This window comes from Mesorhizobium sp. M0601, from assembly GCF_040320845.1.
Lineage (GTDB): Bacteria > Pseudomonadota > Alphaproteobacteria > Rhizobiales > Rhizobiaceae > Mesorhizobium.
Genome location: NZ_JAMYQK010000057.1, coordinates 1 through 26,547, shown reverse-complemented (window position 1 = coordinate 26,547; position 26,547 = coordinate 1). Strand labels below are relative to the sequence as shown.

The window sequence follows — 26,547 nt, the reverse complement described above, 5'->3', positions numbered from 1 at the left end:
CTACTGCCCTACTGCCCTACTGCCCTACTGCCCTACTGCCCTACTGCCCTACTGCCCTACTCCCCTAGCCGAGCATCATGACTTACCAATCCCCAATCTCCCCCGGCCGCTCCTGGTACGAAGACACGGCCGGGCCAAGGCCCGAATATCCGGCGCTCGACGGCGACCGGACATGCGATGTGGTGATTGTCGGCGGCGGCTTTACCGGCCTGTCGGCGGCGGCTCATCTCGCCACGACAGGCGCGGATGTCGTGCTTATCGAAACGCATCGTTTCGGTGACGGCGCATCGGGCCGCAATGGTGGCCAGCTCGGCACCGGACAACGGGCCTGGGCAGAGGAACTGGAAGCGGAATACGGCTTTTCCCGCGCCAAGGCGCTGTTCGACCTTGCCGAAGAGGCCAAGGCGCATCTGCTCGACTTTGCCGCGATGCACCAGATCGAGATCGACTATATGCCCGGCCAGATGTCGGTGGCGCACAAGAAGCGCTATGTCGACGACTACAAGGCGCATGCCGAGATCATGGCAAACCGGTTCGGTTATCCGCACATCTCATTCATGGATGCCGCGGAGACTGCCGAGCGGCTCGGCTCGACGCATTATTTCGGCGGCACCCGCGACACCGGCACCGGCCATGTCCATCCGCTGAAGCTGGTGATCGGCACCGCGAAAGTCGCGGCAGAGGCCGGCGCAAAGCTTTTCGAGCAGACGCCGTCGACCGGCATCACCTCCGGCGGCGGCAAGGTCAGGGTTGTGACGCCGAAGGGCACGATCACCGCCGCTAAATGCCTGATCGGGGTCAACGCCTATGGCGGCACGCTCGAACCGGTGAGTGCCGCGCATATTATGCCGATCGGCTCGTTCATCGGCGCGACGGTGCCGCTGGGAGCCGATTCCAAAGTGTTGCCGGGTGGCGAGGCGGTCGACGATTCGCGCTTCGTCGTGCGCTATTTCCGCAAATCGAAGGATGGGCGGCTGCTGTTTGGCGGGCGCGAGATCTATGCGGTCAACGATCCCAAGGACATCCACATCCACATCCGCCGGCAGATTGCCGAGATCTATCCGGCACTGAAGGACGTCGAGATCACTCATGGCTGGGGCGGCTATGTCGGCATCACCGTGCCGAGAAAGCCGTTCGTGCGCGAAGTGATGCCCAATGTGACCTCGATCGGCGGTTATTCCGGCCACGGCGTCATGCTGTCGAACTTTTTCGGCAAGCTTTATGCCGAGACGGTCGCCGGCAACCGCGACCGGCTGAAGCTGATCGAGGACCTGAAAATTCCACCCTTCCCCGGCGGCCGGCGTTTGCGCGCGCCACTGCTCTTCCTTGCGCTCAACTGGTACGCGTTGCGGGACAGGATCTAACCAGACGTTGCAGAATCCTTAACCAGGGCGCAGAATTCCCGCCAAGGGCGCAGTGATGCCACAATCGCGGGCGAAAGATGATGCTCGTGGGCAGCTGAACGGGGAATTTTTGCGGGCCTGCCCGCTTTTGGTTTGGGACCGATGCCGATCGAAATGCCGGCTCTCCGGCATGGGTCGTAAGAACATCGGCCCGCAAATGGAGGTGGCAAGTGTGAGAGAGCCCTTCAGTTTCGGCGCGCCGGAACGACGGCGCCTTGCGATGCAATTCGGTTACGATATGCGGCCGACGTTCTGGCACGGGGTCCGGTCGAACGCGCATCTGGTGATAGCCGCGCTTGGCACGGTCGCACTGCTCGGCGTTGCCGCGGTGGCACTGTGGCTGGCATTGCCGGCAAATGAGCGACAAGCGGCCGCAAGTCCTGAGCAGATCGTTCCGACCATCCCGGTCAAGACGACGAAGATCATGCCTGCCAAGGTTGCTGCGGCGCCGCGGACGACGGGCAAGGCAGATGCGGTTTCCCCAGCGGTGGCCGCGGCGGAAGCCGAGATACCAGCGCTGGCTCCCAACGATCCGCGCTGGACAGGGCCAAAGACGGCATCGGCCGCCGCCACGGCAGCATCCGACCAGCTGGCAAGCCAGACCGAGCAGGCGACCGATAAATCGTCTGCTTCGGTGGCATTCGCCGACCCGGCAGCAAAACCCGACGCTGCGGCATTGTTTGCCAAGGTCGCGGCTCCCGGCAGCTCAACGAAAAACAGCGGGCCCGATGGCGCGCAGACCGCCGCCATCCCCACGCCCAAGCCGCAACTGCCGACGCAGACCGCGAGCGAAGACGACAACAGCACCAAGGCAAATTCCGGAAGAGCCAATACTGCCGGTACCGGACGCATCCTGAGATCCGTCACCATGCGCACCGGCCCAAAAAAGAATGCGGCCGCCATTCTCACCGTGCCGGCCAAGACCTCGGTGCAAGTGATGAGCTGCAAGCAATGGTGCCAGATCGTCTACAACGGCAAGCGCGGCTGGATTTACAAGAGCTACGTCAAAACCGGGGCGTAGGGCCGGCAGAGCGATTGCGGGTCGCTCGCCGTCAGCCAGTCCTCCGCCGGAGGCCCCGGCCGTTCAAATACAACGTCCGCCGTCGACTTCCAGCGCCACGCCAGTGATGAAAGCCGCTTCGTCCGAAGCAAGCCAAAGCGCGGCATTGGCTATGTCGAGCGGCGTCGAAAGCCGGCCGAGCGGGATCGACGCGCGGAACTTCTCGCGGATCTCGGGTGTGTCGGCGCCCATGAATTTCGCGAGCATGCCGGTCTCGCCGGCAACTGGGCAGAGGCAGTTGACGCGGATGTTCTTCGGCGCGAGTTCCACCGCCATCGATTTGGTCGCGGTGATCGCCCAGCCCTTCGATGCATTGTACCAGGTGAGGCCGGGCCGCGGTCTGATACCGGCCGTGGAGGCCGTCGTCAGGATGACGCCACCGCCTTGCCGTTCCATGACCGGCACCACTGCAAGCGCTGCGTGGTAGATCGCCTTCATGTTGACTGATGTGATCAGGTCGAAGGTCGCTTCGTCGACTTCCAGCATGTCACCGTTGCGATGGGTGTAACCCGCGTTGTTGACCATGATGTCGATGGGGCCGAAGGCGCTCATTGCGGCATGGACCATGTCGTCGAATTCGGACCGCAGCGAGACGTCGGTCTGGGTCCAGATCGCCTTTTCGCCGATCTCGCCGGCAACGCGCTCTGCGCCCTTGGCGTTCAGATCGGCGACGACTACCCGCGCGCCCTCCTCGGCAAAGCGCCTGGCCATGCCCTCGCCAAAGCCCGAGGCAGCGCCAGTGATGATTGCGACCTTATTTTTGAGGCGCATGCTTTTCTCACTCATCGTTGAAAGCGATCGATGACGCGTTTGGCCAGGCCATCGAAAGATGTGCGTCCATCGACGATTTCTCCTTTGGCTTTCGCTGCCATCCGGCTCTATGCTGCAACTGCGAAGGCTCCGGAAGCATCGCTTGCCGACAAGCCTCCGGCCAGCGCCGGTGTCAAGAGCACACGCGGATGTGACGCAATGGCACTGGCAAGTTTAAATCGATTAGATTATATCAGCCGCGTTATCGCGACCGGCGTCACAGCGGACAGACCATGACCAGCCAGATCATTCCCGTCGACCCTTTCGACTTCATCATTTTCGGCGGCACCGGCGACCTCTCGGAACGTAAGCTTCTGCCGTCGCTGTACCACCGGCAGCGCGACCACCAGTTTTCCGAGCCGACGCGCATCATCGGCACATCGCGTTCGAAGATGACCGACGAGGAATTCCAGTCGTTCGCCAGGCAGGCGATTGCCGATCATGTGAAACCGGAGGATATCGACGCCACGGAACTGAAGACGTTCCTCGCGCGGCTCTCCTATATCCCGGCAGACGCAACCACAGGTGCCGGCTTCGACAGGCTGAAGAAGGCGATCGGCGACAGCGAACACATCCGCGCTTTCTATCTGGCTGTGGCACCGGCGCTGTTCGGCGACATCTCGCACAAGCTGAAAGAGCACGGGCTGATCACGCCGAATTCGCGCATCGTGCTGGAAAAGCCGATCGGCCGCGATCTCGCTTCGGCGCGCGCGCTCAACGACCTGGTCGGCGACGACTTCCATGAAAGCCAGATTTTCCGCATCGACCACTATCTCGGCAAGGAGACGGTCCAGAATTTGATGGCGCTGCGCTTTGCCAACGCACTCTACGAGCCGCTTTGGAATTCCGCCAATGTCGATCATGTGCAGATCACCGTGGCCGAGACGGTCGGCCTGGAAGACCGCGTCACCTATTACGACAAGGCCGGCGCATTGCGCGACATGGTGCAGAACCACATGCTGCAGCTGCTCTGCCTGGTCGCGATGGAGGCGCCGTCGTCGATGGACGCCGATGCCGTCCGTGACGAAAAGCTCAAGGTGCTGCGGGCGCTGAAGCGCATTAACGGCAACGAAGCGCCGAAGCACACGGTGCGCGGGCAATATCGTGCCGGCGCCTCGGCCGGCGGGCCGGTGAAAGGCTATGTCGAGGAACTCGGCAAGAACAGCAACACCGAGACTTTCGTTGCGCTCAAGGCCGAGATCGGCAACTGGCGCTGGGCGGGCGTGCCGTTCTACCTCCGAACCGGCAAGCGGCTGGCGACCCGCGTTTCGGAGATCGTCATCGAATTCAAGCCGATCCCGCATTCGATCTTCGGCGAGAGCGCCGGGCCGATTTCCGCCAACCAGCTAGTCATCAGGCTGCAGCCCGACGAGGGCGTCAAGCAGTTCATCATGATCAAGGATCCGGGGCCGGGCGGCATGCGGCTGCGCCAGATTCCGCTCGACATGAGTTTTGCGCAATCCTTCGACGGCCGCGCCCCCGATGCCTATGAGCGGCTGATCATGGACGTCATCCGTGGCAACCAGACGCTGTTCATGCGCCGCGACGAGGTCGAGGCGGCGTGGAAATGGATCGACCCGATCCAGGACGCCTGGGAGAGCGGCAGGCAAGAGGCGCAAGGCTACACCGCCGGCACATGGGGTCCCTCGGCCTCGATTGCGCTGATCGAACGCGACGGGCGGACATGGCACGAGAGCAATTAGGCGGCGCCTACAACTGGCACGAATTTGCCGGACGTCAGGAGTTGGCGACAGCGCTTGCCGGCCACGTCGCCGGCCGTCTGTCAAAGGCGATCGCCGAGCGCGGCACGGCGCTGCTTGCGGTCTCGGGCGGCACGACGCCGGCGAAATTCTTCGCGGCGCTTTCGACCGTTCCGATCGCCTGGGAAAAGGTGACGATAACATTGGTCGACGAGCGCTTCGTGCCGCCCTCATCGCCGCGCTCCAATGCCGGCCTGGTTGCCGCCAACCTGCTGCAGAACGCGGCCGCCGCCGCGAATTTCGTGCCGCTCTACCACGCCGCGGCAAGTATCGAGGGTGCAGCGGTCTCCGACAGTGAGGCGCTGCAAGTGCTGCCCTGGCCACTCGACGTCGTTGTGCTCGGCATGGGAACTGATGGCCACACCGCCTCGTTCTTTCCGGATGCCGACAACCTGGCAAGATTGCTCGATCCGTCGTCGCAAAGGATCGTGCTTCCGGTTCACGCGGCAAGCGCCGGCGAGCCACGGCTGACGCTGTCACTGGGGCGGATCATCAATGCCGCCTTCATCGCGCTGCATATCGAGGGCGCGGAAAAACGCAGCGCATTCGAGGCCGCGCTTGGACCTGGAACACGAAAGCCCATTCGCGCCGTGCTCGATGCCACTCAAAAGCCCGTAGAGGTTTTCTGGGCACCCTGATCTCAACTTGGCTGCAGGTCCCGGCAACAGCCGGAAGGTGTTTGCGGGACCTCGCCTGAAAGGACCGACCGCCATGACCGCAAGACGCGATATCGAAGCCATCACCCAGCGCATCCGTGAGCGCTCCAAGCCCGGTCGCGAGGCCTATCTCGGCCGCATCGCCGAAGCCTCGAACCGCACCGCCAACCGGGCCGTGCTGTCCTGCGGCAACCTGGCCCACGGCTTTGCCGTCTGCAGCCCTTCCGAAAAGGTGGCACTTGGCGGCGACCGGGTGCCGAACCTCGGTATCATCACCTCCTATAACGACATGCTGTCGGCGCATCAGCCTTTCGAGACCTTTCCGGCGCTGATCAAGGATGCGGCGCGCGAGGCCGGCGGCATCGCCCAGGTGGCCGGCGGCGTGCCGGCGATGTGCGACGGCGTCACCCAGGGCCAGCCCGGAATGGAGCTGTCGCTGTTCTCGCGCGACGTGATCGCCATGGCCGCGGCAATCGGCCTGTCGCACAACATGTTCGATGCCGCCGTCTATCTCGGCGTCTGCGACAAGATCGTGCCGGGGCTGGTGATCGCGGCGCTGACCTTCGGCCATCTACCGGCGGTCTTCATCCCGGCCGGGCCGATGACGACCGGCATTCCGAACGACGAAAAAGCCAAGATCCGCCAGCTCTATGCCGAGGGCAAAGCGGGACGGGCCGAACTGCTCGAAGCGGAATCAAAATCCTATCACGGGCCGGGAACCTGCACTTTCTACGGTACCGCCAATTCCAACCAGATGCTGATGGAGATCATGGGCCTGCACACGCCTGGCGCCTCCTTCGTCAATCCTGGCACGCCGTTGCGCGACGCGCTGACCAGGGAAGCGACGAAGCGGGCGCTGGCGATCACCGCGCTCGGCAACGCCTACACGCCGGTCGGGCGGATGATCGACGAGCGCTCGATCGTCAACGGTATCGTCGGCCTGCACGCCACCGGCGGTTCGACCAACCACACCATCCACCTGATCGCCATGGCAGCGGCGGGCGGCATCGCCATTACCTGGCAGGATATTTCCGACATCTCGGAAGCCGTGCCGCTGCTGGCGCGAGTCTATCCGAACGGCCTTGCCGATGTGAACCACTTCCACGCCGCCGGCGGGCTCGGCTTCCTGATCCGCGAACTGCTCGACGCAGGCATCCTGCACGAGGATGTGCAGACGGTGTGGGGCGAAGGGCTGCGCCCCTACGCGGTCGAGGCCAGGCTCGGCGCCGACGGCGGCGTCGTGCGCGAGGCTTCGCCGCGCGAGAGCGGGGACGAGAAGGTGCTGGCACCGTTCAAGAAGGCGTTCCAGCCGAGCGGCGGTCTGAAAGTGCTTTCGGGCAATCTCGGCCACGCCGTCATCAAGACATCGGCGGTCAAGCCGGAGCGGCGCGTCATCGAGGCGCCGGCCAAGGTGTTCGACAGCCAGCAAGGCCTGAACGAGGCGTTCAAGGCGGGGTCGCTGACCGGCGACTTCATCGCCGTCATTCGGTTCCAGGGACCGAAGGCCAACGGCATGCCGGAATTGCACAGGCTGACCACCGTGCTCGGCATCCTGCAGGACCGCGGCCAGCATGTGGCGTTGGTCACCGACGGCCGCATGTCGGGCGCTTCAGGCAAGGTGCCAGCGGCGATCCACGTGACGCCGGAAGCGGCGGAGGACGGGCCTATCGCCAGGATCCACGACGGCGATATCATCAGGCTCGACGCCGAGGCCGGGACGCTGGAGGTACTGGTGCCAGCCGGCGATTTCGCACTGCGCCGCCCCGCGGACAGCGACCTCATAGGCAATGAATTCGGCTTCGGCCGCGAGCTTTTCGCCGGGTTCCGGCAGTTGGTGGGACGCGCCGACCATGGCGCCAGCGCCTTCGGTACGGCGTGACTTTTCGACCATGGAAGAGCGGCTGGTGGCCGCTCTCCTAAAGCGCGTGGCGTTCGATCGGCCTCACGCGACGCGCTTTTAGGATCTTGTTTTTATGCATGTCGTTATCGCAAAACCGCTGCACACTTTTGCGCGACATGCATTAGATCTACTGAACCGTCAGCTCGGCTCGCGCGCCGGCCCTGACCGTTACGGTGCCTTCCCTCGAGCTGTTGTCCGATTTCTCCGAAACCACCGCGTAGTCGCCGGCCGGCAGGGTGGCTTGATACTTCTGGTCGTAGGCGTAGCCGACCGACTTGCGGGTTCCGTCGATGGCCTTCCTGGCCTCGAATATCTCGATCTTCGAGGCCCCTGGCGCGGTTATCGTCAGCATGCCGGCGTTCATCGCGATCTTCAGATCCTGATGGTCGCCAACCTTGACGCTGAACGGCTGCTCGGCCACGGCAAGGTCGACCGTCGCGACCATTACATAATCGTCGGGCGGCAGATCGAACTTGCTGTCCGGACCGTAGGCATAGGTCACCTCCTGCCTGGTTCCGTCGATGTTCTTTTTCGCCTGGAGCACCTTGAAGCCGACGCCAGAACCCTCGGCCTTGTCGCCGCCGGCAGCATAATAGGCGTTGGCGACGATACGCCCGACGCCGACGATGATGTCCTTGTCGATGACCCTGCCGGCGGCAAGCGGGATCGTCTCGATAACCATGCCCTGGCCGATCGTGACCGTCACCTTCTGGTCACCGGCCGGCAGCACGACTTTCGTGTCACCGTAATAGGTCGGCGGGGTGTCGACGCCGGGATAGCCGATTACGACAGCCGCGCCGTCATCAACGTCCGCTCCTTCGCTTGGCCGCGGGTGGATGACCAGCGTGCCGGCATTCAGGTTGAAGTGCGGTTTGGCGACCTGGCCAGGCTCTATCTTGATCTTCTGTTCGGCCCTGGCCTCGCCGGCACGCGCGACGACGATATAGTCGCCCGGCTCCAGATTGCCCTTGTAGGTGCCATATTCGGTGGTGACGGGATCGCCGCGCGTGCCGTCGGAATTCGCCTTGTGGATCTCCCAGGCATTGCCGTCGGTGACGGGATCGCCACCCTCGGCAAGCACGACGGTGGGCGCGAAATTGGACTCCGCCGGCTGGGCGGGCGCCGGCTGGGGAGCAGGCTGCGGGGCGGGAGTCGGTTCAGGGGCGGGTGGTGGAGGCGCAACGGTCTCGACGAGGGCGTCCTGCAATGCCTTTTCATCCGACGCTTCGATATATTTGCCGCCGGTATTGTCGGCGAGGCAACCGACCTGCTTGCCCTCGGCCGCCGTCAGGCCGAAGCCGACGACATTGACGGTGAAGTCGACGCCAGCAGCCTCCAGTTCCTTGCCGAGCGCACAGGGATCGCCGCTACATGTCTCGATGCCATCGGTGATGAGAACGACCGTCGCCTTGTCCTCGGTGTATTTCAATGCTTCCGCCGCTTGCTTCACCGCAGCGGTCAGCGGCGTCTTGCCCTGAAATTTCAAGCTGTCGGCCGCGGCTGAGATCGCACTTGCCGAGCCTGCCTGCGGTGGCACGATGAGTTCGATGTCGTCGCAACTGGCCTTCTCGCGATGGCCATAGGCCATGAAGCCTATTTCCTCCTCGGCCGGGACCGATTGCAGCACGTTCCGCAGCGATTGACGGGCGATTTCGAGCTTGGGCTTGCCGTCGATCTGCGCCCACATCGAGCCGGAGGCATCGAGAATGAAGATGACGCGATCGGCGGCGAAGCCGAACCCCGTCGTCCACAGCAACAGGGCCGCCGCAGCGACGCTCTGCACAAATCCCGCCATCAAAAATCTCCCCCGTCAGTCGCCGCCGCTCGGCGCCGGAACGCTATTTGACGCCGGGTCGCGACACAAGCCCGGACGGAGTACGAAGCTGCGTCGCCTCTCTGCCAAACCCTCAATAGGCCGTGCGGCGTTCCTCGGAAGGCGGCCGGCCGAATTGCAGCCGGTAGCTCTGGGCAAAATAGGAATGCGAGGTGAAGCCGGTGGCGATTGCCACGTCGAGGATCGGCATGTTGGTCTGGCGCAGCAATTCGCGCGCCCGCTCGAGCCTGAGCCGCATATAATAGCGCCCGGGCGTCACACTGAGATGGCGCAGGAACAGGCGCTCGACCTGGCGCACCGACAGGCCCGCCGACTTGGCGAGCTGCACCGCCGACAGCGGCTCGTCGAGATGGTCGGCCATCAGCTCGACGATGCGGCGCAGCTTCTCCGACTTGCCGGTGAGGTCGCGTTCCGGCCCGACGCGCTGGCGGTCCCCGGCCGAGCGGATGCGCTCATGCTGGAACTGGTTGGCGACGCCATTGGCGAGGCTCGAGCCGAAATCACCGCGCACGATCTCCAGCATCAGGTCGATCGATGTGGTGCCGCCGGCGCAGGTGTAGCGCTTGCGGTCGATCTCGAAGACGTTGCCGGTGCAGTTGATGTCCGGAAAGCGTTCGAGGAAGCCGGCGCGGTTTTCCCAATGGATGGTGCAGCGATAGCCATCGAGCTGGCCTGCTTCGGCGAGCAGATAGGAGCCGACCGAAAGCGCGCCGAGCGCATTGCCGCGCCGGCCCCAACTGCGCAGCGCTGCCAGCACCTTGCTCTTGCCGGGAAATTCCGTCGTCAGCCCGACCGAGACGAACAGGATATCGACCGGCGGCAGATCGGCAACCGCGTAGTCGATCTTGAGCGGCAGGCCGTTGGACGCCATGACGGCGTCGCCGTCGGCCGACACCGTAGTCCAGCCATAGAAATCGCGGCCGAGCAGCCGGTTCGCCGACCGGAACGTGTCGATTGCCGCGGCCAGCGAGAACATGGAGAACTTGTCGACCAACAGAAACCCGAACTGCCGCCCGCCCTGAACGGGATCATTGGTGACCGGCCGTTCTAAGGGAACAGTGAGGTTCGGCAAGGACGCTGCTTTCTGGTCAGAAGGAAGGCCGTTTCAATCCGGCTGCGAGATAGGCGGAAGCTAGCGTGTTGGCCATCAGCATGGCAATGGTCATCGGCCCGACGCCGCCAGGCACCGGCGTGATGGCGCCGGCCGCCTTCGCTGCTTCGGCAAAGGCGACGTCGCCGACGAGGCGCGTCTTGCCTTCGCCCTTTTCAGGTGCGGCGACGCGGTTGATGCCGACATCGATAACGGTGGCGCCAGGCTTGACCCAGTCGCCGCGGACCATTTCAGGCCGGCCGACGGCTGCAACCAGAATATCGGCGGTGCGGGCAAGCGCCGGCAGGTCCCTGGTCCGGCTGTGTGCGATGGTGACGGTGCAGTTGGCGGCAAGCAGAAGATTGGCCATCGGTTTGCCGACGATGTTCGAACGCCCGACGACGACCGCATTGAGACCGGACAGGTCCTTGCCGCGCACGCGTTCGATCAGCAGCATCGAGCCGGCCGGCGTGCAAGGCACGAAGGCGGTCTCGAGTTCGCCGGTGCCGAGCTTGCCGACATTGATGAAGTGGAAGCCGTCGACATCCTTCTCCGGCGCGATGGTCTGGATGATCTTGCCGGAATCGATATGGCCGGGAAGCGGAAGCTGCACGAGGATGCCGTTGATGGCCGGATCGGCGTTGAGCTGGCCGATGATCTTCAACAGGTCCGGCTCGGAGGTTTCGGCCGGCAGCGTGTGCTGAACCGAATGGAAGCCGCATTCCTTGGCGGTGCGGGATTTGGAGGCGACATAGACCTGGCTCGCCGGATCCTCGCCGACGATGACCACGGCGAGACCGGGCTGCCGTCCGCCCTTTTCCGCCAGCTCGGCGGTCAGGGCCTTGACCCGCCGCACCACGTCTTCGGCGACGCTTTTTCCGTCAATCAACTCAGCCATGAACCACCCTCGACGCCGATCGCGTAAGCCTGCCGCGTTAAAACATCCATGCGGCGCGCTCCAGATATCTTTTATGCAGGCCGTTGCCCAGAACCATGCGCTGCGGGCGGACATGCAGCGCGGCATTTTCACGAAAATCGAGCCGGGCAATCCCGTCAATGCGCCGTCCCATGCCGTTAACTCGAAATCGGCATGTTTTATTCGACGCTCAGAAATAGCGGCGATGCGTGCGGTTTTCGGTGAGCTCGCGAACCGCCTCGCGGAATTCGCGCAGGCTGACGCGGATTTCCTCGATCTGGCTTTGCTGATCGGCGGCTTCCGAGGCCTGATTTGCCTTCCTCGACCAGGCCTGAGTATGGGCCGAATGCGGCGGCGTGGGTTGCTGCGGATAAGGTGCCCGATCGGCATAGAGCGGCTGCGGGTGGAACGCAGGTGGCATCGCTGCGGTGGAATTTGTCGCGGCGGAAGTCTCACCGGACGCCATCTCCTCCGGCGCTCTGCCAGGCATGAGCCGGCTCAGCGCCGACAACACGGCACCGATCGGACCAGAACGTTTGGTACGCGCGACCTCGACCGGCTGAGCGGGAGGCGGCGCTGCCCGGTATGCTGCGTGATCGGCGGAACCGGCATCGGGGCCGCCAAGGGAGCCAGCGGGGTCGAAAAACCCATCGGCAGCTGCAGCCTCTTCCATCAGTATGGTGCCGGCCTTTGGCTCATCAGGATCGGGCTGGCTTATGCCGGCGGCTAACAACAGGATCGGACTGGCACGCGCTTCGCGGCGCGAGCGGGCAAGACGATGGCGTGTGGCGGCATCCTCGCGCCATGACGGGCCTGCGCGGTCCTCTAGCGAAACCAGCGATGCTTGGTCCTCGCCGCGCACCGCCTCGACGAGCGACAGCAAGGACTGCTCGTTCCTCCAGTGTTCACGATTTTTCCTATAAGCCATGGTTTCTGGAGCCTTCCCCTCGGGCTGGGACCTAGCGACCGCCACTGGTTAAGCGATGCTAAACAGGCATAGGAAATAAAAGATTAATTTGGTCGCCGCGCGGCTGCGCGACTACATGCGCATCCAACCGCAAGGTCGGGGTTTCCGCCTGATCACGGTCCCAACAGGGCTTCCCCGCCCTGCCGCGAACGTCTATGGGGAAGCCATCTCTATGGGAGGCTTTCGATGACGATCAGGCTTGTTCTCGCCGGTTGCGGCAATATGGGCTATGCCATGCTCTCGGGCTGGCTGAAAGCCGGCAAGCTCGCTCCGGCTGCGGTGTTCGTGGTCGAGCCCAATGCCGAGTTGCGCAAGCGTGCCGAAGCACTGGGCTGCGCTGCCGGCGCGGATGCTGGCGCCATACCGGCGGACGCCGTGCCGGCCCTCGTCGTCCTTGCGGTCAAGCCACAGGTGATCCGCGACGTCACGGCTGGCTACATCCGCTTCAACGATGGCCGGACCACCTTCCTCAGCATCGCCGCCGGGACGCCGGTGGCCACGTTTGAAGGTATTCTCGGCGACCGCGCGCCGATCGTGCGCTGCATGCCCAACACGCCGGCGGCGATCGGCAAGGGCATGATGGTGGTGTTTTCCAACAGGCTGGTTTCCGACGAGACTAAACGTTTCGTCGCCGACCTGCTCTCGGCGAGCGGGCAAGTGGCCGATATTGACGACGAGGCCCTGATGGACGCGGTGACGGCGGTTTCCGGGTCGGGGCCGGCCTATATCTTCCATTTTATCGAAGCGCTGACCGTGGCCGCCGAGAAAGCCGGCCTGCCGACCGGGACTGCCAAGCTCTTGGCCATGCAGACGGTCTACGGCGCCGCCTCGCTGGCCGCCGAAAGCGGCGAGGAGCCGGGCGTGCTCAGACAGCAGGTGACCAGCCCCAACGGCACCACGGCTGCGGCCCTTGCAGTACTGATGGGCGAGGACCGGCTGACGCGCCTGCTCACCGAGGCGGTGGAAGCGGCGCGGCTGCGGTCTATCGAGCTGGGGAGGTAGGGCTTCTGGGGGAGCCGGTCGGCGGTGACGATCGATCGTTCCTGTCGGCATTAGCTACCGGTAGAAAGCCGTTACGCGGCGTTCCTTCGCGCCCTCCACTGTCCTGCCGACATCAAAATCGCGATAGCCTAGAATGTCGACAGATATCAGCGATGTCCCCACAAGTCGTCGATCTCGTCCTTGTTTAGGGGCCGCCCGTCTTTGCCGGCTTTGGCTTTGAGATCATCGACAATGGCCGCGAGCCGCTCTGCCAGAGAAAGGCGTCCATTTTCCCGCTTCAACTCGGATTCACGGACCTCAGCCATCACCAAGATTCCCATACAGCATCTCGTCCTGCAGCCGGCGCAAGGCGAACAGCCCGGTCGTCGGTTCGGGCGCGGCATTGTCGGCGGTTAGCAATTCGCCTTTCCTCACCGGTTTCAGCACCTTGCCGCCTTCGAGCAGACCGACCGGCACGGCGCGATGGGCGCGGGCCTGTTCGACGGTCATGGTCCAGGAGCGGTAGCAGGTCTCGCCGATCGCATCGAAAACCTCGCCTGCCGCCAGATCCCGCTTGGCCACCGCGCAGACCTCGGCCACCGGCCGCGGCAGCGGCACCATGTCGGGCTTGCCGTAAAGCGCGATGCGAGCGGCCGTCAGCGGCACTTCCAGCGAGGTCAGATGGTAGGGCCTGAAGAAGCTGTAATAGGGACCGTGGCCGATATGCAGATCGTCCATGCGCTCGATGATGCGCGGATGCGTCGCCTCGACGATGACGAAGACACCGGGCGCCACGCCCTTGCCGACGGTGTAGTCGACAACGCCCTTCTTCGACAGAATGCCGCCCTGCTCGCGCGGGATCAGCACCTTGACCAGCTCGTCGCGATCGGCCTTGGGGCCGTGCATGCCGGGAACGTCGGGCACCAGCCCGGTGGCGTTGGCAATGGCGCACATCTCGACCATGGTTTTCGAGCCGTCGACGAACTCGACCAGCATGCGCGGATTCATGTTGCGGCGCAGTGCCTCCTCGCGGTAGTCGTCGGGAACGGCGTCGTGGTTGAGAGGGTTGTTTTTGCCCTTGCCGGCGGAGACGATGGTGTAGCCGAGCGCCGAGGCGAACTCGATCAGCTCCATGCAGCTCGACGGCTCGTCGCCGGCGCCGACCGAATAGACGACGCCGAGCCGGTCGGCCTGCTGCTTTAGATAGCAGCCGATGGTAACGTCGGCCTCGACATTCATCATCACCAGGTGCTTGCCGTGCTGCATCGCCATCAGGTCGAAATCGGCGGCGACCCCGGGCTTGCCGGTGGCATCGATGACGACATCGATAAGCGGATTGGTGACCAGCATTTCGTTCGAGGTGACGGCAATCTTGCCGCTTTCGATCGCCTGGCTGACCTTCGAAGCGCTGTCCGCTTCGGCTGCCATCGCCTGGTCGCCATAAGCAATGCGGATGGCGTCACGCGCCGTATGCGGGCGGCGCGTCGAGATCGCGCAAACCGAAATGCCCGGCATCAGCATGCCTTGAGTCACCAGGTCGGTGCCCATCTCGCCCGAACCGATAACGCCGATGCGCACCGGGCGGCCTTCCGCGGCGCGCTTGGCAAGATCGCGGGCAAGCCCGGTCAAGGCGACATTGGTCATACTGGAACGTCCACTGCTTTTTGATTTGAAGCGGGAATAGCAGGGAACGGCAACCCATTGCCAATCGAAACCGGCCGCGGCGGTCTTTTCTTGCGCATGACCCCGGAAACCAGAATTGTTCCTATGAAGACATGCACCCGGCCGAAGGACTAACGAGGGTCCTGTGGCGCCAAAGGCCCGCATTGAAGCGGCGCAACGGGCCGTTAAGCCCGGATGGATCGCAGCCAAGAAATGTACGGAAATTCTTAGTCATTCTTTTATGCAATCCTGCTTTAATAGGGAAATGGACTGGCGTGCCCGCATTTTTAGGTGTTTTTTCCGCGCTATGCGACCGATCGGCGAGAGCGGCAACGTTGCTACTATTTTTGCTCTGTCTTTGCCGATTGTCGTCGGCGGTGCGGGCCTCGGTATCGAGACTTCCTATTGGTATTACAGCAGCCTGAGGCTACAAGCGGTGGCGGATGCGGCGGCCTATGCTGGCGCTTTGGAAAAGGTTTCGGGATCCGACACGCCAAAGATTGTCTCCGCAGCGACAGCGTCAGCGACCACGAACGGCTGGGGACCGTCAGCAGGTACAATAGAGGTCTTCTCGCCTCCGTCAGCCGGTCCAAATGTCGGAAAAAAAGCGGTTGAGGTAGTCGTTCATCAGAACCTCGATCGGTTCTTTACGTCGATATTCACGCAAAACGCAGTTGGCGCACAAGCAAGGGCGGTGGCTCTTATTACGGATGCTTCAAAAGCCTGCATTTTGACGGTCGATCCTTCCGCTTCGAAAGCGGCGCTCTTTTCCGGCAGTTCGACCACAAAACTGACAGGCTGCTCCGTCATGTCGAATTCGATAGCTCCGGACGCCATCAAACTTCAGGGATCGGCAAGCCTTGATGTCGATTGCCTGATATCGGCAGGCGGTGTTTCGTTGAGCAACGTCGTGAAGACCGTTTGCGCCAGCCTGATAACTCAGGCGCTGCCCGCTGCTGATCCTTTTGCCGACCTGCCGGCGCCGCCGGCCACGAACCCTTGTCAAAACGGCAATCAGTCAACCTTGCAACCTGGAACATACTGCAAGGGGCTCAGCTTGAGCGGCAATGTAACCCTCTCGCCCGGGATATACGTCATTGAGGGAGGCGATTTCAAAGCGAGCTCGAATGCAAATATTTCCGGCGAGGGTGTCGTCATTTATCTGGCCGATACCTCCGGCGTTAGCATGAACGGCACGGCGACCGTCAAGCTCAGCGCACCGACGTCGGGCACCTATTCAGGTGTGCTGTTCTATGGCGACAGAGCCAACCTGGCGGGATCCAACACGTTTAATGGCACGGCGGATTCGCTATTGACCGGCGCTCTGTATTTTCCAACACAGGGCGTCAATTATCTCGGCAATTTCTCGGGCAAGGGTGGTTGCACGCAGGTCGTCGCAAGTACCGTGCAATGGTCCGGCAACGCAAACATCATTCAGGATTGCACGAGCCTTGGAATGCGAGACATTCCGGCCACGCAAACCGTTCAGCTTGTCGAGTAGTTTTCGTGGATCGGCTACAAGTCCGGATGTTCCGGAGTGATTCGGGTGTTGCCGCGGTAGAGTTTGCGCTGGTTCTGCCCGCCCTTTGCCTGGTACTTCTTGGCATCATCGACGGCTGGTCTTTTGTCTCGAGCGCATTGTCGATGCGTGCAGGCGTCAAAACCGCGGCGAACCTCGTGATGCAAGGAGCAGTCGAGGATACGACCATCCAAGCTGTCGCTCTTTCGAGCTGGGAAAACCATCCTGATGGCGCGCAGGTGGCAGTGAGCCGGAAATACATGTGCGGGAACATCGTGGCCGATCCATCGGTCCTGTGCGACACTTTGAAAGCCCCCTCGGTCTTCCTCGTAATACAGGCGACAGCCACCTGGTCACCGCCCTTCAGTTTTGGCGCGTTTTCCCTCTCGCGCGAACTCAGTCATCAACAGGTGATTCGTGTCCGCTAAGTCGAGAGCTTTCACGGGGGATGCATCAGGCGGAGCTGCATTAGAGTTCGCGCTGATCGCGCCTTTTCTGATAATGCTTTTGATCGGCATCTTTGCATTCGGCTGGGCTCTGAATGCTATGTCGAGTGTTCGGTACACGCTGGAAACGTCGTCACGTGCGCTGCAAATGAAGAACTCGCTGACGCAGGCCCAGATCCAAGCCATTGCCACGGAAAAATTACTGGATTTGGGATTGAAAGACGTCGATGTAACAATAGCAATCGACGCCCCCAGCGGCGGCTTTCGCATGGCACATCTGACGGCCCAATATGCGTTCGTGATCGAGTTCCCGTATTTCAACCGATATCCGATAAATTATCAGACAACTGTCACAGTTCCCCTGATTGCATCGTGAGCACGTCCCCCGGCCAGTCGAGCGGCACCTTTCGCAGGATGTTCGCTGCACGCCGCCTTTATAGGCGATCGCCTTGTACAGCGCGCCGTTGCCGGCTTTGTTCCGGCCGAGCCCCCACCCCTCGCCCAGCGCTGCGCGGCCGCTACTTGTTTGTTGACAGGCATGCGAGGCCTACATGTGGAATTTGGCAGCAGAGGGCTGGAGGCTCCTCAAGCAGAGCGTCATCGGCTTCATCGACGACAATGCGCTGAGCCATGGGGCGGCGATAGCGTTTTATGCCACGACCTCGCTTGCGCCGATCCTGCTCATCGTTGTCGCTATTGCCGGTATGGCCTTCGGGCACGAGGCGGCGCAACTCGCCCTTTCGGCACAGATTGCTGGCCTGATGGGGCCGCAAAGTGCCGAGCTGCTGCAGGCGACGATCGAGAACGCCTCGCAGAAGGAAGCGGGAACCCTTGCCAGCATTCTGGGGCTGGTCACGCTGTTCGTCGCCGCATCCGGCGTGTTCGGCGAAATGCAGCTGGCGCTGAACGAAATCTGGAAAGTCAAACCGAGCGGGGCCACGATTTCACGAATGGTGCGGGCACGCATTGCAAGCCTGGGCCTGGTCGCCGCGCTTGGTTTCCTGCTGCTGGTGTCGCTGGTCGTAAGCGCTGCAATTTCGGCGCTCGGAGAGGTCATCAACGCCGACCTGCCGTTCGGCACCATCATCCTGAGCGCCATCAACGGGATCGTCTCGTTTGCCCTGATCACACTGCTGTTTGCCGCAATCTACAAGGTGCTGCCGGACCGCAGCCTGCAATGGCGCGATGTCGGCATCGGCGCCGCGGTCACCGGGTTTCTGTTCACCATCGGCAAGTCGCTGATTGGCTGGTATATCGGAACCAGCGCCATCTCATCATCATACGGCGCGGCCGGCGCCCTGCTCGTCGTGCTGTTATGGGTCTATTATTCAGCGGAGATATTTCTGCTGGGCGCCGAATTCACGCGAGCCTATTCGGTTCGACATGGCAGCCGGTCCGATTTGAAGAACAAGGTGGAATTGCATGGCAAATGAGTTCACGCCGAAATTCGACCTAGCCGACGAGGTGGTGGTGGTCACCGGCGCCTCGCGCGGCATCGGCCGCGCCAGGACAACCGCACTGGGTCAAACCTAGTGTCCGGCTTCCTCATTCATTGCCGGCAAGCCAACGGACCATATTCGCCATCAGTCTTCCGTAGAACGGCCACGCGAGGAAATCCTGCGAGAGCCAATGCGGGCCGATATCGGTTGCCCAGGCAATCGTGCGGCCGCGGCCATGGCTATCGACGGCAAGGAGCGGCCAGTCGGTGCCGCGATGGTGGCAGGTCGCCAGAAGCCGGGACGAACCGTCGCGCCTGAATTCCAGCTTGTTCGCGCCGAGAATCGGCGGCAAAGGCCCCTCCACCCCGGAAAAAATCGGATGTGACGACTGCAGGATGGAGGCCTGCAGGCCTTGCGGCACCTCCATGCCGTCGCAGTAGGGTAGGCAACGGACCGGCAGAACGTCCTCGACCGGGGTGTCGTGGAAACGCGCCGTCCCGAACATGCCCTGAAAGCCCATGTAACCGCCGGCCAGCATCAGCCCGCCGCCACCTTCGACATAGGCCTTGAGCACATCGAGGCGGTTGACGCCGACACGCCCGGCGCGGGCATCCGGCGTCACCAGCAATGTCAGGGCGCCGACATCGGAGATCACCACCGCCTGATATTGGGCGAGCCCATCGAGGTCATAGGGAAACTCCGCGCTGCAACGCTCGCCGCCGATCTGCGTGACCGCGATGCCTTCAGTGGCCAGCGCGGCATTGAAGGCCGTCGCGCCATTTGTCAAGGCCGCACTTGTAAGCACGTCGCTGCCGATGGCGATCGACGTCGTCGCCGCAAAGGTTTCGCCCGCAAGCAAGATCTTCATTGCCGCCCCGCACTGTTTTCATTTCGAGAGGTTTTTGGGAAGGGCGCCGGATGGACCGGCGCCCCCTAGAACTCAAGCTCTACAGGATCAGAATTTGAATTCGGCCAGATTTTCGGGAGTTACGATCTTGGCCGGACCAAGGATCAGTTCGCCGCCGGCGCCAATCGTGTATTCGCCGAGCCTGCCTGCCGTGAACTTCTCACCCTCCTTGCCGGTGATCTTGCATTGCGCAAACGCCTGGGCCGTCTGATAGGTAAGATAGCCAAGATCGGTGACGTTCCACCAGATATCCTGAGCCGCTTCGTCCTTGATGTATTTCGAGATCAGAGTGGCCGGCGCGAGGCCGGTCAGCTTGACCTTGCCGATCATGCCCGCTTCCTCGAGTGCACGCGCGGCCGCCGGAAGGCCGATGCCTGCCGGGACGATGATCACCTTGAGATCGGGAAACGCCTGCACCAGCGCCAATGCCTGCTGCTGGTTGATCTGTTCGCTTTCTTCGCCATAGGCCACCTGCACCAGCTTCATTTTGGAGAACTTCGGCTCGGCCGCCATTTTCGCCTTCATGAAGTCGATCCAGGCATTCTGGTTGGTCGCCGTCGGCGTCGACGACAGGATCGCGAATTCGCCTTCACCGCCGCTGAGGGCGAATGCACTTTCGAGCATCATCTCGGCGAGGCTGTCGCCCTTCACCTGATTGACGAACACCGCACGCGCATCGGCGGCCACATCGGAGTCATACGAAATCACCCTGACGCCCTGCTGAACGGCGCGCTTCAGCGCAGGCGCGACGGCGTTGGCGTCGTTGCCGGCAATTGCGATGACTCCGACCTTCTGCGAGACAAGGCTGTTGATGAATTCGATCTGCGCCTCGGCGGTCGCCTGCGATGGGGCGACCTGGGTAGCGGTGCCGCCAATTTCCTTGGCTGCCTCTTGTGCGCCTCCAAAGGCCACTTTGAAGTAGGGATCCGTGTCGAGCTTGGGCAGGAAACCGACCGTTACGGGTTCCTTGGCGCACTCCTGGCTGAAGGCCAGCGAGCTTTGCGCAAGCAGAACCGCGGATGCGAGCAGGGCTAATCTAAACGCTTTCATTGTGACTCCTCCGTCAAAATTCGGGCTTGAAGGAAGGGGCCCGAGATCACCCCTTTGTCTCGCGCATTGCGCGGGATCTGCTGAGCATCTCCTGTGTGGAGCGCCAGTAATTGCCGATCAGCAGCGAGCCGATCAGAAGCAGGCCGATGATCATGCCCTGCGCGTCGCCACCGATCTGGTTCAGCGCCAGCACGTTGCGGATGATGGCGATCAGGACCAGTGCCAGCATGACGCCGGTCAGGCGGCCCTTGCCGCCAAAGACGCTGATGCCGCCGAGCAGCACGATGGTGATGACGTCGAGCTCCATGCCGAGCGCATTGTTGGCGCGGGCGTTGGAAAGGCGCGCGGTATAGACGATGCCGGCCATCGCCGCGACGACGCCCGAGACGACGAACAGGTTCAGCACCATCCGGCGCGTGTTTATGCCGGAATAGCGCGCCACCTCGGGGCTGCCGCCGAGCGCGTAGATGCGCTTGCCGGTCGGCGTCTTCTGCAGCACGACCGCAAACACCGGCGCCAGCACCAGGAAGGGCACGATGGTCCACGGTATCTCGGTGCCAGGCAGGTTGTTGATGCCGAAATCGACGACCGCGGGCGGCAGGATGTTGACCGAGCCGGTGCCGAGCAGGATGTAGCCAATGCCTCGATAGAGCGCCATGGTGCCGAGCGTCACAACCAATGACTGCAGTCCGAGGCCCGAGACCAGATAGCCGTTGAAGGCGCCGAGCAGGCCGCCGATGACGAGCGTCAACGGGATTGCGGCAAGTGTCGGCACACCGGCCTGGACCAGCAAGCCAAAGACGACGGACGTCAGCGCCAGCACCGAGGCGATCGACAGGTCGATCTCGCGGGTGATGATGAGCAGCGTCATCGGCAGGATCAGCAATGCCTTTTCCGAGGCGCTGGCGGCCAGTTGCGAGAGATTGAAGCCGGAAACGAAATTCGGCACGAAGATCGCGGCATAGAGGAAGATGGCCAAGCAAGAGGTCGCCAGCAGCAGATCCCAGAAGTCGATCGAACGGAGGAACTTTTTCACCGCGCCCTCGCCTGTCTTGCCTGCTCGGCCCGCCGCACGATGAAGGTGTCGATGCCGATGGCGACCAGGATCACGAGGCCGTAGACGCCCTGCAGCCACAGCGGGTCGACGCGCACCAGCGTCAGCCCGTTCTTAATGACGAGCAGCGTGAGCGCGCCGAGGATGATACCGAGCAGCGTGCCCGAACCACCGCGGATGGCGACGCCGCCGACCACCGCCGACGCGATCACGGTGAGTTCGAAGCCGAGCGCGACGCGTGCATCGATGGTCGCATAGCGCGATGCCCACAGCGCGCCACACAGGCCGCCGAGCAGGCCGGCCATGCCAAAGGCCAGCAGAATGCGGCGGTCGACGGGGATGCCGATAAGACGCGCGCCGTCGGGATTGGAGCCGGCGGCGAACAGTTCGCGCCCGATCGCTGTGCGATAGAGCAGCACGTAGCCCAGGCACAGGATAACGATCGCGATGATGACGATCAGCGGCACGCCGGCGATCTTCAGGCCGGTCATGTCGAGCCAGGCTTGCGTGACTTCGTCGGCGCTGATCTGGTCACCGGCTGCCCAGATCGAGTTGAAGCCGCGGAAGATCGACATCGAGGCCAGCGTGACGACGATCGCCGGGATCTTTCCCCTGGTGACGACGAGGCCGTTGATCAGGCCGGCGACGCCACCGACGGCGCATGCGGTTATCAGGCCAATGCCGATGTCGAGCCCTGGATAGGCCTGGACCATGCTGGCCGCCATGTAAGCCGACAGGCCGATCACCGCAGCGATCGAAAGGTCGATGTTGCGGGTGATCAGCACCAGCATCTGCGCGAGTGCTGCAACGACGAGCAGGGCGGCATCCATCGACACGGCGGTCAGGTTTGCAGCGCTCACCATGCGCGGGTTGATGATGGTGACGGGGACGGCGACCGCCAGCATCGCGGCGAGCAGACCGAACTCCCGCCGCTTCAGTATGTCGAGCGGTCCTTTTCTCTTCTCCTCGCCGGCGGCCTGTGCCGCCGCATCGGCGCTTTCGCCGGCCTTGGTCGCTGCTTCCAGCACCTTTTCCTGAGTGGCTTCGCCCCTGGCAAATTCGGCCGTCCGATGGCCTTCGCGCAGGACGATGATGCGGTCGCACATGCCGATGAGCTCGGGCATTTCGGAGGAGATCAGGATGATTGCCATGCCCTGGGCGGCAAGGTCGGCGATCATCGCATGCACTTCCGCCTTGGTGCCGACATCGATGCCTTGCGTCGGCTCATCGAGGATGAGGACGCGCGGCTCGGTGCGCAGCCATTTGGCCAACACCACCTTCTGCTGGTTGCCGCCGGACAGTTCCTTTACCGGCTGCGCGTAGCCGGAAAAGCGAAGCTTCATGCGCTTCAGCCAGTCCGAGACCAGATTGATCGCGCGGTTCGTGCCGTAGAAGCCGGAGCGGGCTGCCTTGTCGAGGACGGGCAGCACAGCGTTGTCGAGGATGGAAAAATCCATCACCAGGCTCTGGCCCATGCGGTCTTCCGAGACATAGGCGATGCGCGCATCCATGGCGTCGCGCGCCGAGGCGAAGCGCACTGCCTCGCCGTCGATCAGGATTTCGCCGGCATCGGGCTGGTCGATGCCGAACAGCACGCGCGCGATCTCGGTCCGCCCGCTGCCGACCAGGCCGCCGAGCCCGAGCACCTCGCCGGCATGGAGCTTGAGGTCGATATTGGAAAAGCCGCCGGCGTGCGAAAGCCCCCTCGCCTCCAGCACCAGTGCGCCGGTGGCGTGGCTTCGTTGCGGATAGAGGTCGGTGACCTCGCGGCCGACCATCATGCCGATGGCAGCGGCGCGGCCAAGCTCGGCCTTCGGCTTGACGCCAATGAGGCGTCCGTCGCGCAGCACCGCGATGCGGTCGGCGATGCGGAAGATCTCGTCCATGCGGTGGCCGACGAACATCATCGCGACGCCATGCAGCCGCAGGTCGGCGACGACGGTGAACAGCCGCTCGACCTCGCGCTGCGACAGGGCGGCCGTCGGCTCGTCCATGATCAGCACCCGCGCGTCGAGCGACAGGGCGCGGGCGATCTCGACCAGTTGCTGTTCGGAGGTGCGCAACGTTCCGAGCCGGGTTTCGGCCGGCACGTCGAGGCCGACTGTCGCCAGCACCCTGCGCGCGCCGGCAAGCATGGCGGCGTTGTCGATGCCGCCGAAGCGGTCGCGTGGCATATGGCCGAGATAGATGTTCTCCGCCACTGAAAGATCAGGGAAAAGACCGGGGTGCTGGTGCATGACCGAGATGCCGGCAGCCTGGGCGTCGTGCGGCGAATGGAAGACCACAGGCTTGCCATCGACTTCGACATGGCCGCCGGTCGGGAGATACACGCCGGCCAGCAGCTTTACGCAAGTGCTCTTGCCGGCGCCGTTTTCGCCAAGCAGAGCCAGCACCTCGCCTGAGCGCAATTCGAAGGACGCGTCCTTGAGGGCGATTGTGCCGCCGAAGGCTTTTGTCGCCTGAACCAGGGCAACGGGGACAGCCGCGTCGCTCTTCACCATGGCGTCGGCTTCGCCTAATGCGCCCAAGTGCAGCACCTTTCCTCCCTGGTCCTGTTTTTTCAATTTGCTATATTAAATGGCCGAATGCCGCAACTGGAAAATTGACTTCCATGGCCGCGAAGGGCACTGTCGCGTCGCGCACGGGTGCGATTGGAGTGCTCGACCCCGCGGCAGCCTCAAAGCTGCAAGCGGATGGAATGGCTCTGCGGGAATGAATGGGGAGGCGCCGGTTTTGTCCGGAAAAGGCAGCAATTCGGTCAAGGTTCGGCATTATAACGAGCGCTTCGTGCTTGATGCCATTCGCCGCCTGAAGGAGGCATCCAAGTCCGATCTGGCGCGCGCCGCAAATCTGACGCCGGCCGCGGTCGCCACCATTGTCGACGGGCTGGAATCTTCCGGATTCGTAAAGCAAGTGGGAAAAAGGTTCGGGCAACGCGGATCGCCGTCCACTCTCTACCGACTTGCACCTGAGCGTATCTACAGCGTCGGCATCAAGATCGGCCGGCGCGCGCTGGAAGCCGTGCTCGTCGACTTTGCCGGCGAGGTCCGCTCGCGCGAGTCGCACGAATATCGCTTTCCGGATCCCGACATGGTGCTCAAGGCCGGCAACATGTCGCTGGCCAATTTCGACAAGCTGGTCGAGGGGCTTGGCGATGCCAGCATCGTCGGCGTCGGCATCGCCTCGCCATATTTCCTCGGCGGCTGGAGCGAGGAACTCGGCTTTCCCGACGATCTCGGCAGCCGCTGGGAAGCAATCGATCTGACGACATTTTTTGCCACAAAGCCGAAGACCCCGGTCTTCGTGGAAAACGACGCGTCATCGGCCGCACTCGCCGAGCTCATCCAGGGGACCGGCGCGCGGTTCCGGGACTTCATGCATATCTCGATCGACACCTTTGTCGGCGGCGGACTGGTGCAAGGCGGCAAGGTCCACACCGGGCCGCACGGCAACAGCGCCGCGCTCGGTCCTTTGCCGGTCTCGCCTTCAAGCCTCGATTCGGTGGCGGCCAAGCCGGCGCGCTACCAGAGCCTGCTGCATCGCGCTTCGATCTATGTGCTGGTCAATCATCTCAAATCGCGCGGCATCGAGATCAACCGCGTGCGCGAACTCGACCCCTTGCCGCCAGGGGCGCGCGAACCGCTGTCCGAATGGATCGACGATTGCGCCAATGCGCTGGTCGAGGCGATCATCGCCATCACCTCCGTCATCGACATCGAGGCGATCGTCCTCGACAGCATCCTGCCGCGGCCGATCCATCTCGAGCTGCTGGCAAAGGTGCAGACCCAGTTCAACAGGATCAGCGCCATCGGCATCGTGGCGCCGGAAATCGTCTCGGGACAATTCGGCCCCGAGGCCTCGCCGATCGGCGCGGCGATGCTGCCGTTCTCGGCACTGTTGGCGCCCGACAGCGGCGTGCTGATGATCGGCAAGGACAGAACAATGCTGCCGGGTAGCCTTTCGAGGCTTGCCAGCCAAGGCCAACCGGCAAGAAGGTCAGCGCCTTCAACGGCATAAGATAGTGCCGCGAAAGAGCATCAAGCTCCGGACATCATCAACATCAGCTCGCAGTCAGGCACGGGCACGGCGGGCTTTTTGCGCCGGCACCGGAACCTTTAGCGGCTGCTAATCTTCATGCATTACCGAGATCGAATGCTGATCGGTCCGCGCTCCGCTTCAGTGCGGGCCTAGGAAGCAAGGAGGAACATATGAACTGGGATCAAATCAAGGGAAAATGGACGCAGTTCAAAGGCAAGGCGAAAGAGCAGTGGGGTGACCTCACCGACGATGATCTTGATCGGATCGAGGGCAACCGGGACCAGCTCTTGGGGCGTATCCAGGAGCGATATGGCATCGCCAAGGAAGAGGCAGAGCGCCAGGTTGATAACTGGTCCAGGAGCATCAGCTGAGCCTGGACGCAACTCCGTCTTCTGCCCCCACCGGGGTGAAACTTTGCGTCGCCCGCCGTGCCGACTGGTGCGGTGGGCTCTTTCGACAGTGAGGCCCCCGCGAGGAACCTTTAGCCGTATCTAATATTCTACTTGCGTGGCGGGCTTCGCCCCGGCGTGCGCCCCGCCCGGAGGCGAAGGAGTGCAATGATGAACAACATTATCTGGCTGGTCGGCGCGATCGTGATCGTAATCGCCATTTTGAGCTTTTTGGGTCTGCGATAGCATCTGAACCCTCTCTTCGAGCCGGCGACCGTCCCCGCTCGGCATGGCCTCAGCGCGCCCAAGCTGGTCAGACTTAGGTCCCAAGCAGGATACTCCAGGATTGGACCGAAGCCCCGGCTGAGGAACGTAGCCGGCTGGTTCACGTTGTGGTGAGCTTTGGCGCGACGAAGATGCGTCCGGGCGGAAGAGTTCAAAGCCAGGGAGGAGAGGCCCGACGCTCCGAACAGGCGTCGGGCCTGGGCGTAATGCAAACAATCAGCAGACTGTTTAATTCCCATGCCCAGGCAGCACGTGCCGTGGCCAGACTTCAGGCTGCCGGGATTCGCCGCCGCCAGATCAGCGTGGTCGGATCTTACAACGACAATGATGAACCGATCAGCGTTGCTGGATATTACGACGATGAGATGAGCGCTCTCTGGC

Annotated in this window: 24 protein-coding genes; 12 read left to right on the top strand and 12 right to left on the bottom strand. The window is 62.8% G+C overall.

The genetic code is table 11. From position 1 onward, the window contains the following. Positions 1-77 precede the first annotated feature (77 nt). Entirely contained in the window at positions 78-1,364 is a 1,287-nt protein-coding gene (locus NKI41_RS30605; protein ID WP_352472715.1) for an NAD(P)/FAD-dependent oxidoreductase, read from the top strand. Between the two features lie 259 nt (positions 1,365-1,623). After that, on the top strand, positions 1,624-2,424 hold the full coding sequence (locus tag NKI41_RS30600; protein WP_352472716.1) for an SH3 domain-containing protein: 801 nt from the start codon (positions 1,624-1,626) through the stop codon (positions 2,422-2,424). Between the two features lie 63 nt (positions 2,425-2,487). On the opposite strand, the gene NKI41_RS30595 is transcribed toward NKI41_RS30600, so the two are convergent. Next, positions 2,488-3,234 carry an SDR family oxidoreductase gene (locus tag NKI41_RS30595; RefSeq protein ID WP_352686538.1) on the bottom strand — a complete coding sequence of 249 codons (747 nt, stop codon included), beginning with the start codon at positions 3,232-3,234 and terminating at the stop codon, positions 2,488-2,490. A 272-nt stretch (positions 3,235-3,506) separates the two neighbouring features. Between NKI41_RS30595 and zwf the strand changes: the two genes are divergently transcribed. The 3 genes from zwf to edd all read left to right on the top strand — a co-directional run bounded on the left by zwf (position 3,507) and on the right by edd (position 7,568). After that, positions 3,507-4,976 carry a glucose-6-phosphate dehydrogenase gene (gene zwf, locus NKI41_RS30590; protein WP_352472717.1) on the top strand — a complete coding sequence of 490 codons (1,470 nt, stop codon included), beginning with the start codon at positions 3,507-3,509 and terminating at the stop codon, positions 4,974-4,976. Continuing rightward, complete coding sequence (pgl, locus tag NKI41_RS30585; protein WP_352472718.1) at positions 4,958-5,671, top strand: 6-phosphogluconolactonase; 714 nt, start codon at positions 4,958-4,960, stop codon at positions 5,669-5,671. Before zwf ends, pgl begins: the two co-directional genes overlap by 19 nt. 73 nt (positions 5,672-5,744) lie before the next feature. Beyond that, positions 5,745-7,568: a phosphogluconate dehydratase gene (gene edd, locus NKI41_RS30580; protein ID WP_352472719.1), complete on the top strand. Its 1,824-nt coding sequence runs from the start codon at positions 5,745-5,747 to the stop codon at positions 7,566-7,568. A gap of 148 nt (positions 7,569-7,716) precedes the next feature. Here the strand turns inward: edd and NKI41_RS30575 are convergent, their stop codons facing one another. From NKI41_RS30575 to NKI41_RS30555, 5 genes are all read right to left on the bottom strand, one after another. Continuing rightward, on the bottom strand, positions 7,717-9,384 hold the full coding sequence (locus NKI41_RS30575; RefSeq protein WP_352686534.1) for a vWA domain-containing protein: 1,668 nt from the start codon (positions 9,382-9,384) through the stop codon (positions 7,717-7,719). 112 nt (positions 9,385-9,496) lie between these two features. Next, a complete protein-coding gene (locus NKI41_RS30570) occupies positions 9,497-10,495 on the bottom strand; it encodes a GlxA family transcriptional regulator (RefSeq protein WP_023677433.1) in 999 nt (332 codons plus the stop codon). Between the two features lie 16 nt (positions 10,496-10,511). Next, positions 10,512-11,411, bottom strand: coding sequence for a bifunctional methylenetetrahydrofolate dehydrogenase/methenyltetrahydrofolate cyclohydrolase FolD (folD, locus tag NKI41_RS30565; protein WP_352686532.1), 900 nt, complete (start codon positions 11,409-11,411; stop codon positions 10,512-10,514). 37 nt (positions 11,412-11,448) lie between these two features. Beyond that, a complete protein-coding gene (locus tag NKI41_RS30560; protein ID WP_023677431.1) occupies positions 11,449-11,583 on the bottom strand; it encodes a hypothetical protein in 135 nt (44 codons plus the stop codon). Positions 11,584-11,619: 36 nt separating this feature from the next. Further along, entirely contained in the window at positions 11,620-12,357 is a 738-nt protein-coding gene (locus NKI41_RS30555; RefSeq protein ID WP_352686529.1) for a hypothetical protein, read from the bottom strand. A 225-nt stretch (positions 12,358-12,582) separates the two neighbouring features. Here NKI41_RS30555 and proC point away from each other — a divergent pair, with 225 nt between their 5' ends. Further along, complete coding sequence (proC, locus tag NKI41_RS30550) at positions 12,583-13,398, top strand: pyrroline-5-carboxylate reductase (RefSeq protein WP_352686527.1); 816 nt, start codon at positions 12,583-12,585, stop codon at positions 13,396-13,398. 146 nt (positions 13,399-13,544) lie between these two features. Here proC and NKI41_RS30545 read toward each other — a convergent pair whose 3' ends face one another. Both NKI41_RS30545 and NKI41_RS30540 read right to left on the bottom strand, forming a co-directional pair. Further along, a complete protein-coding gene (locus tag NKI41_RS30545) occupies positions 13,545-13,703 on the bottom strand; it encodes a hypothetical protein (protein ID WP_352686524.1) in 159 nt (52 codons plus the stop codon). Next, positions 13,696-15,021 (bottom strand): NAD(P)H-dependent oxidoreductase, encoded by a 1,326-nt coding sequence (locus tag NKI41_RS30540; RefSeq protein WP_352686522.1) that lies wholly within the window; start codon positions 15,019-15,021, stop codon positions 13,696-13,698. Before NKI41_RS30540 ends, NKI41_RS30545 begins: the two co-directional genes overlap by 8 nt. Positions 15,022-15,184: 163 nt before the next feature. On the opposite strand from NKI41_RS30540, the gene NKI41_RS30535 reads away from it, so the two are divergent. From NKI41_RS30535 to NKI41_RS30520, 4 genes are all read left to right on the top strand, one after another. After that, positions 15,185-16,540 (top strand): pilus assembly protein TadG-related protein, encoded by a 1,356-nt coding sequence (locus NKI41_RS30535; RefSeq protein WP_352686520.1) that lies wholly within the window; start codon positions 15,185-15,187, stop codon positions 16,538-16,540. Positions 16,541-16,566: 26 nt separating this feature from the next. Continuing rightward, positions 16,567-16,986 carry a TadE/TadG family type IV pilus assembly protein gene (locus NKI41_RS30530; RefSeq protein ID WP_023677424.1) on the top strand — a complete coding sequence of 140 codons (420 nt, stop codon included), beginning with the start codon at positions 16,567-16,569 and terminating at the stop codon, positions 16,984-16,986. Then, positions 16,976-17,380 carry a TadE/TadG family type IV pilus assembly protein gene (locus tag NKI41_RS30525; protein ID WP_023677423.1) on the top strand — a complete coding sequence of 135 codons (405 nt, stop codon included), beginning with the start codon at positions 16,976-16,978 and terminating at the stop codon, positions 17,378-17,380. The genes NKI41_RS30530 and NKI41_RS30525 overlap by 11 nt, the downstream gene beginning before the upstream one ends. Before the next feature lie 175 nt (positions 17,381-17,555). Next, positions 17,556-18,437, top strand: coding sequence for a YihY/virulence factor BrkB family protein (locus NKI41_RS30520; protein ID WP_352503594.1), 882 nt, complete (start codon positions 17,556-17,558; stop codon positions 18,435-18,437). 112 nt (positions 18,438-18,549) lie between these two features. Here NKI41_RS30520 and NKI41_RS30515 read toward each other — a convergent pair whose 3' ends face one another. The 4 genes from NKI41_RS30515 to NKI41_RS30500 form a co-directional block, all read right to left on the bottom strand. Further along, on the bottom strand, positions 18,550-19,311 hold the full coding sequence (locus NKI41_RS30515; RefSeq protein ID WP_352686517.1) for a glutamine amidotransferase: 762 nt from the start codon (positions 19,309-19,311) through the stop codon (positions 18,550-18,552). Positions 19,312-19,398: 87 nt separating this feature from the next. After that, positions 19,399-20,400 (bottom strand): rhamnose ABC transporter substrate-binding protein, encoded by a 1,002-nt coding sequence (locus NKI41_RS30510; RefSeq protein ID WP_352686514.1) that lies wholly within the window; start codon positions 20,398-20,400, stop codon positions 19,399-19,401. Positions 20,401-20,446: 46 nt separating this feature from the next. Further along, positions 20,447-21,436: an ABC transporter permease gene (locus NKI41_RS30505; protein WP_352503590.1), complete on the bottom strand. Its 990-nt coding sequence runs from the start codon at positions 21,434-21,436 to the stop codon at positions 20,447-20,449. Next, the gene (locus tag NKI41_RS30500) at positions 21,433-23,991 is read right to left on the bottom strand and encodes an ATP-binding cassette domain-containing protein (protein ID WP_352686511.1); all 2,559 of its coding nucleotides are present in this window, start codon (positions 23,989-23,991) and stop codon (positions 21,433-21,435) included. The genes NKI41_RS30505 and NKI41_RS30500 overlap by 4 nt, the downstream gene beginning before the upstream one ends. Positions 23,992-24,187: 196 nt before the next feature. Between NKI41_RS30500 and NKI41_RS30495 the strand changes: the two genes are divergently transcribed. Both NKI41_RS30495 and NKI41_RS30490 read left to right on the top strand, forming a co-directional pair. Then, on the top strand, positions 24,188-25,471 hold the full coding sequence (locus NKI41_RS30495) for an ROK family transcriptional regulator (protein ID WP_352453632.1): 1,284 nt from the start codon (positions 24,188-24,190) through the stop codon (positions 25,469-25,471). Positions 25,472-25,662: 191 nt separating this feature from the next. After that, complete coding sequence (locus NKI41_RS30490) at positions 25,663-25,863, top strand: CsbD family protein (RefSeq protein WP_023719429.1); 201 nt, start codon at positions 25,663-25,665, stop codon at positions 25,861-25,863. Positions 25,864-26,547: the final 684 nt, after the last annotated feature.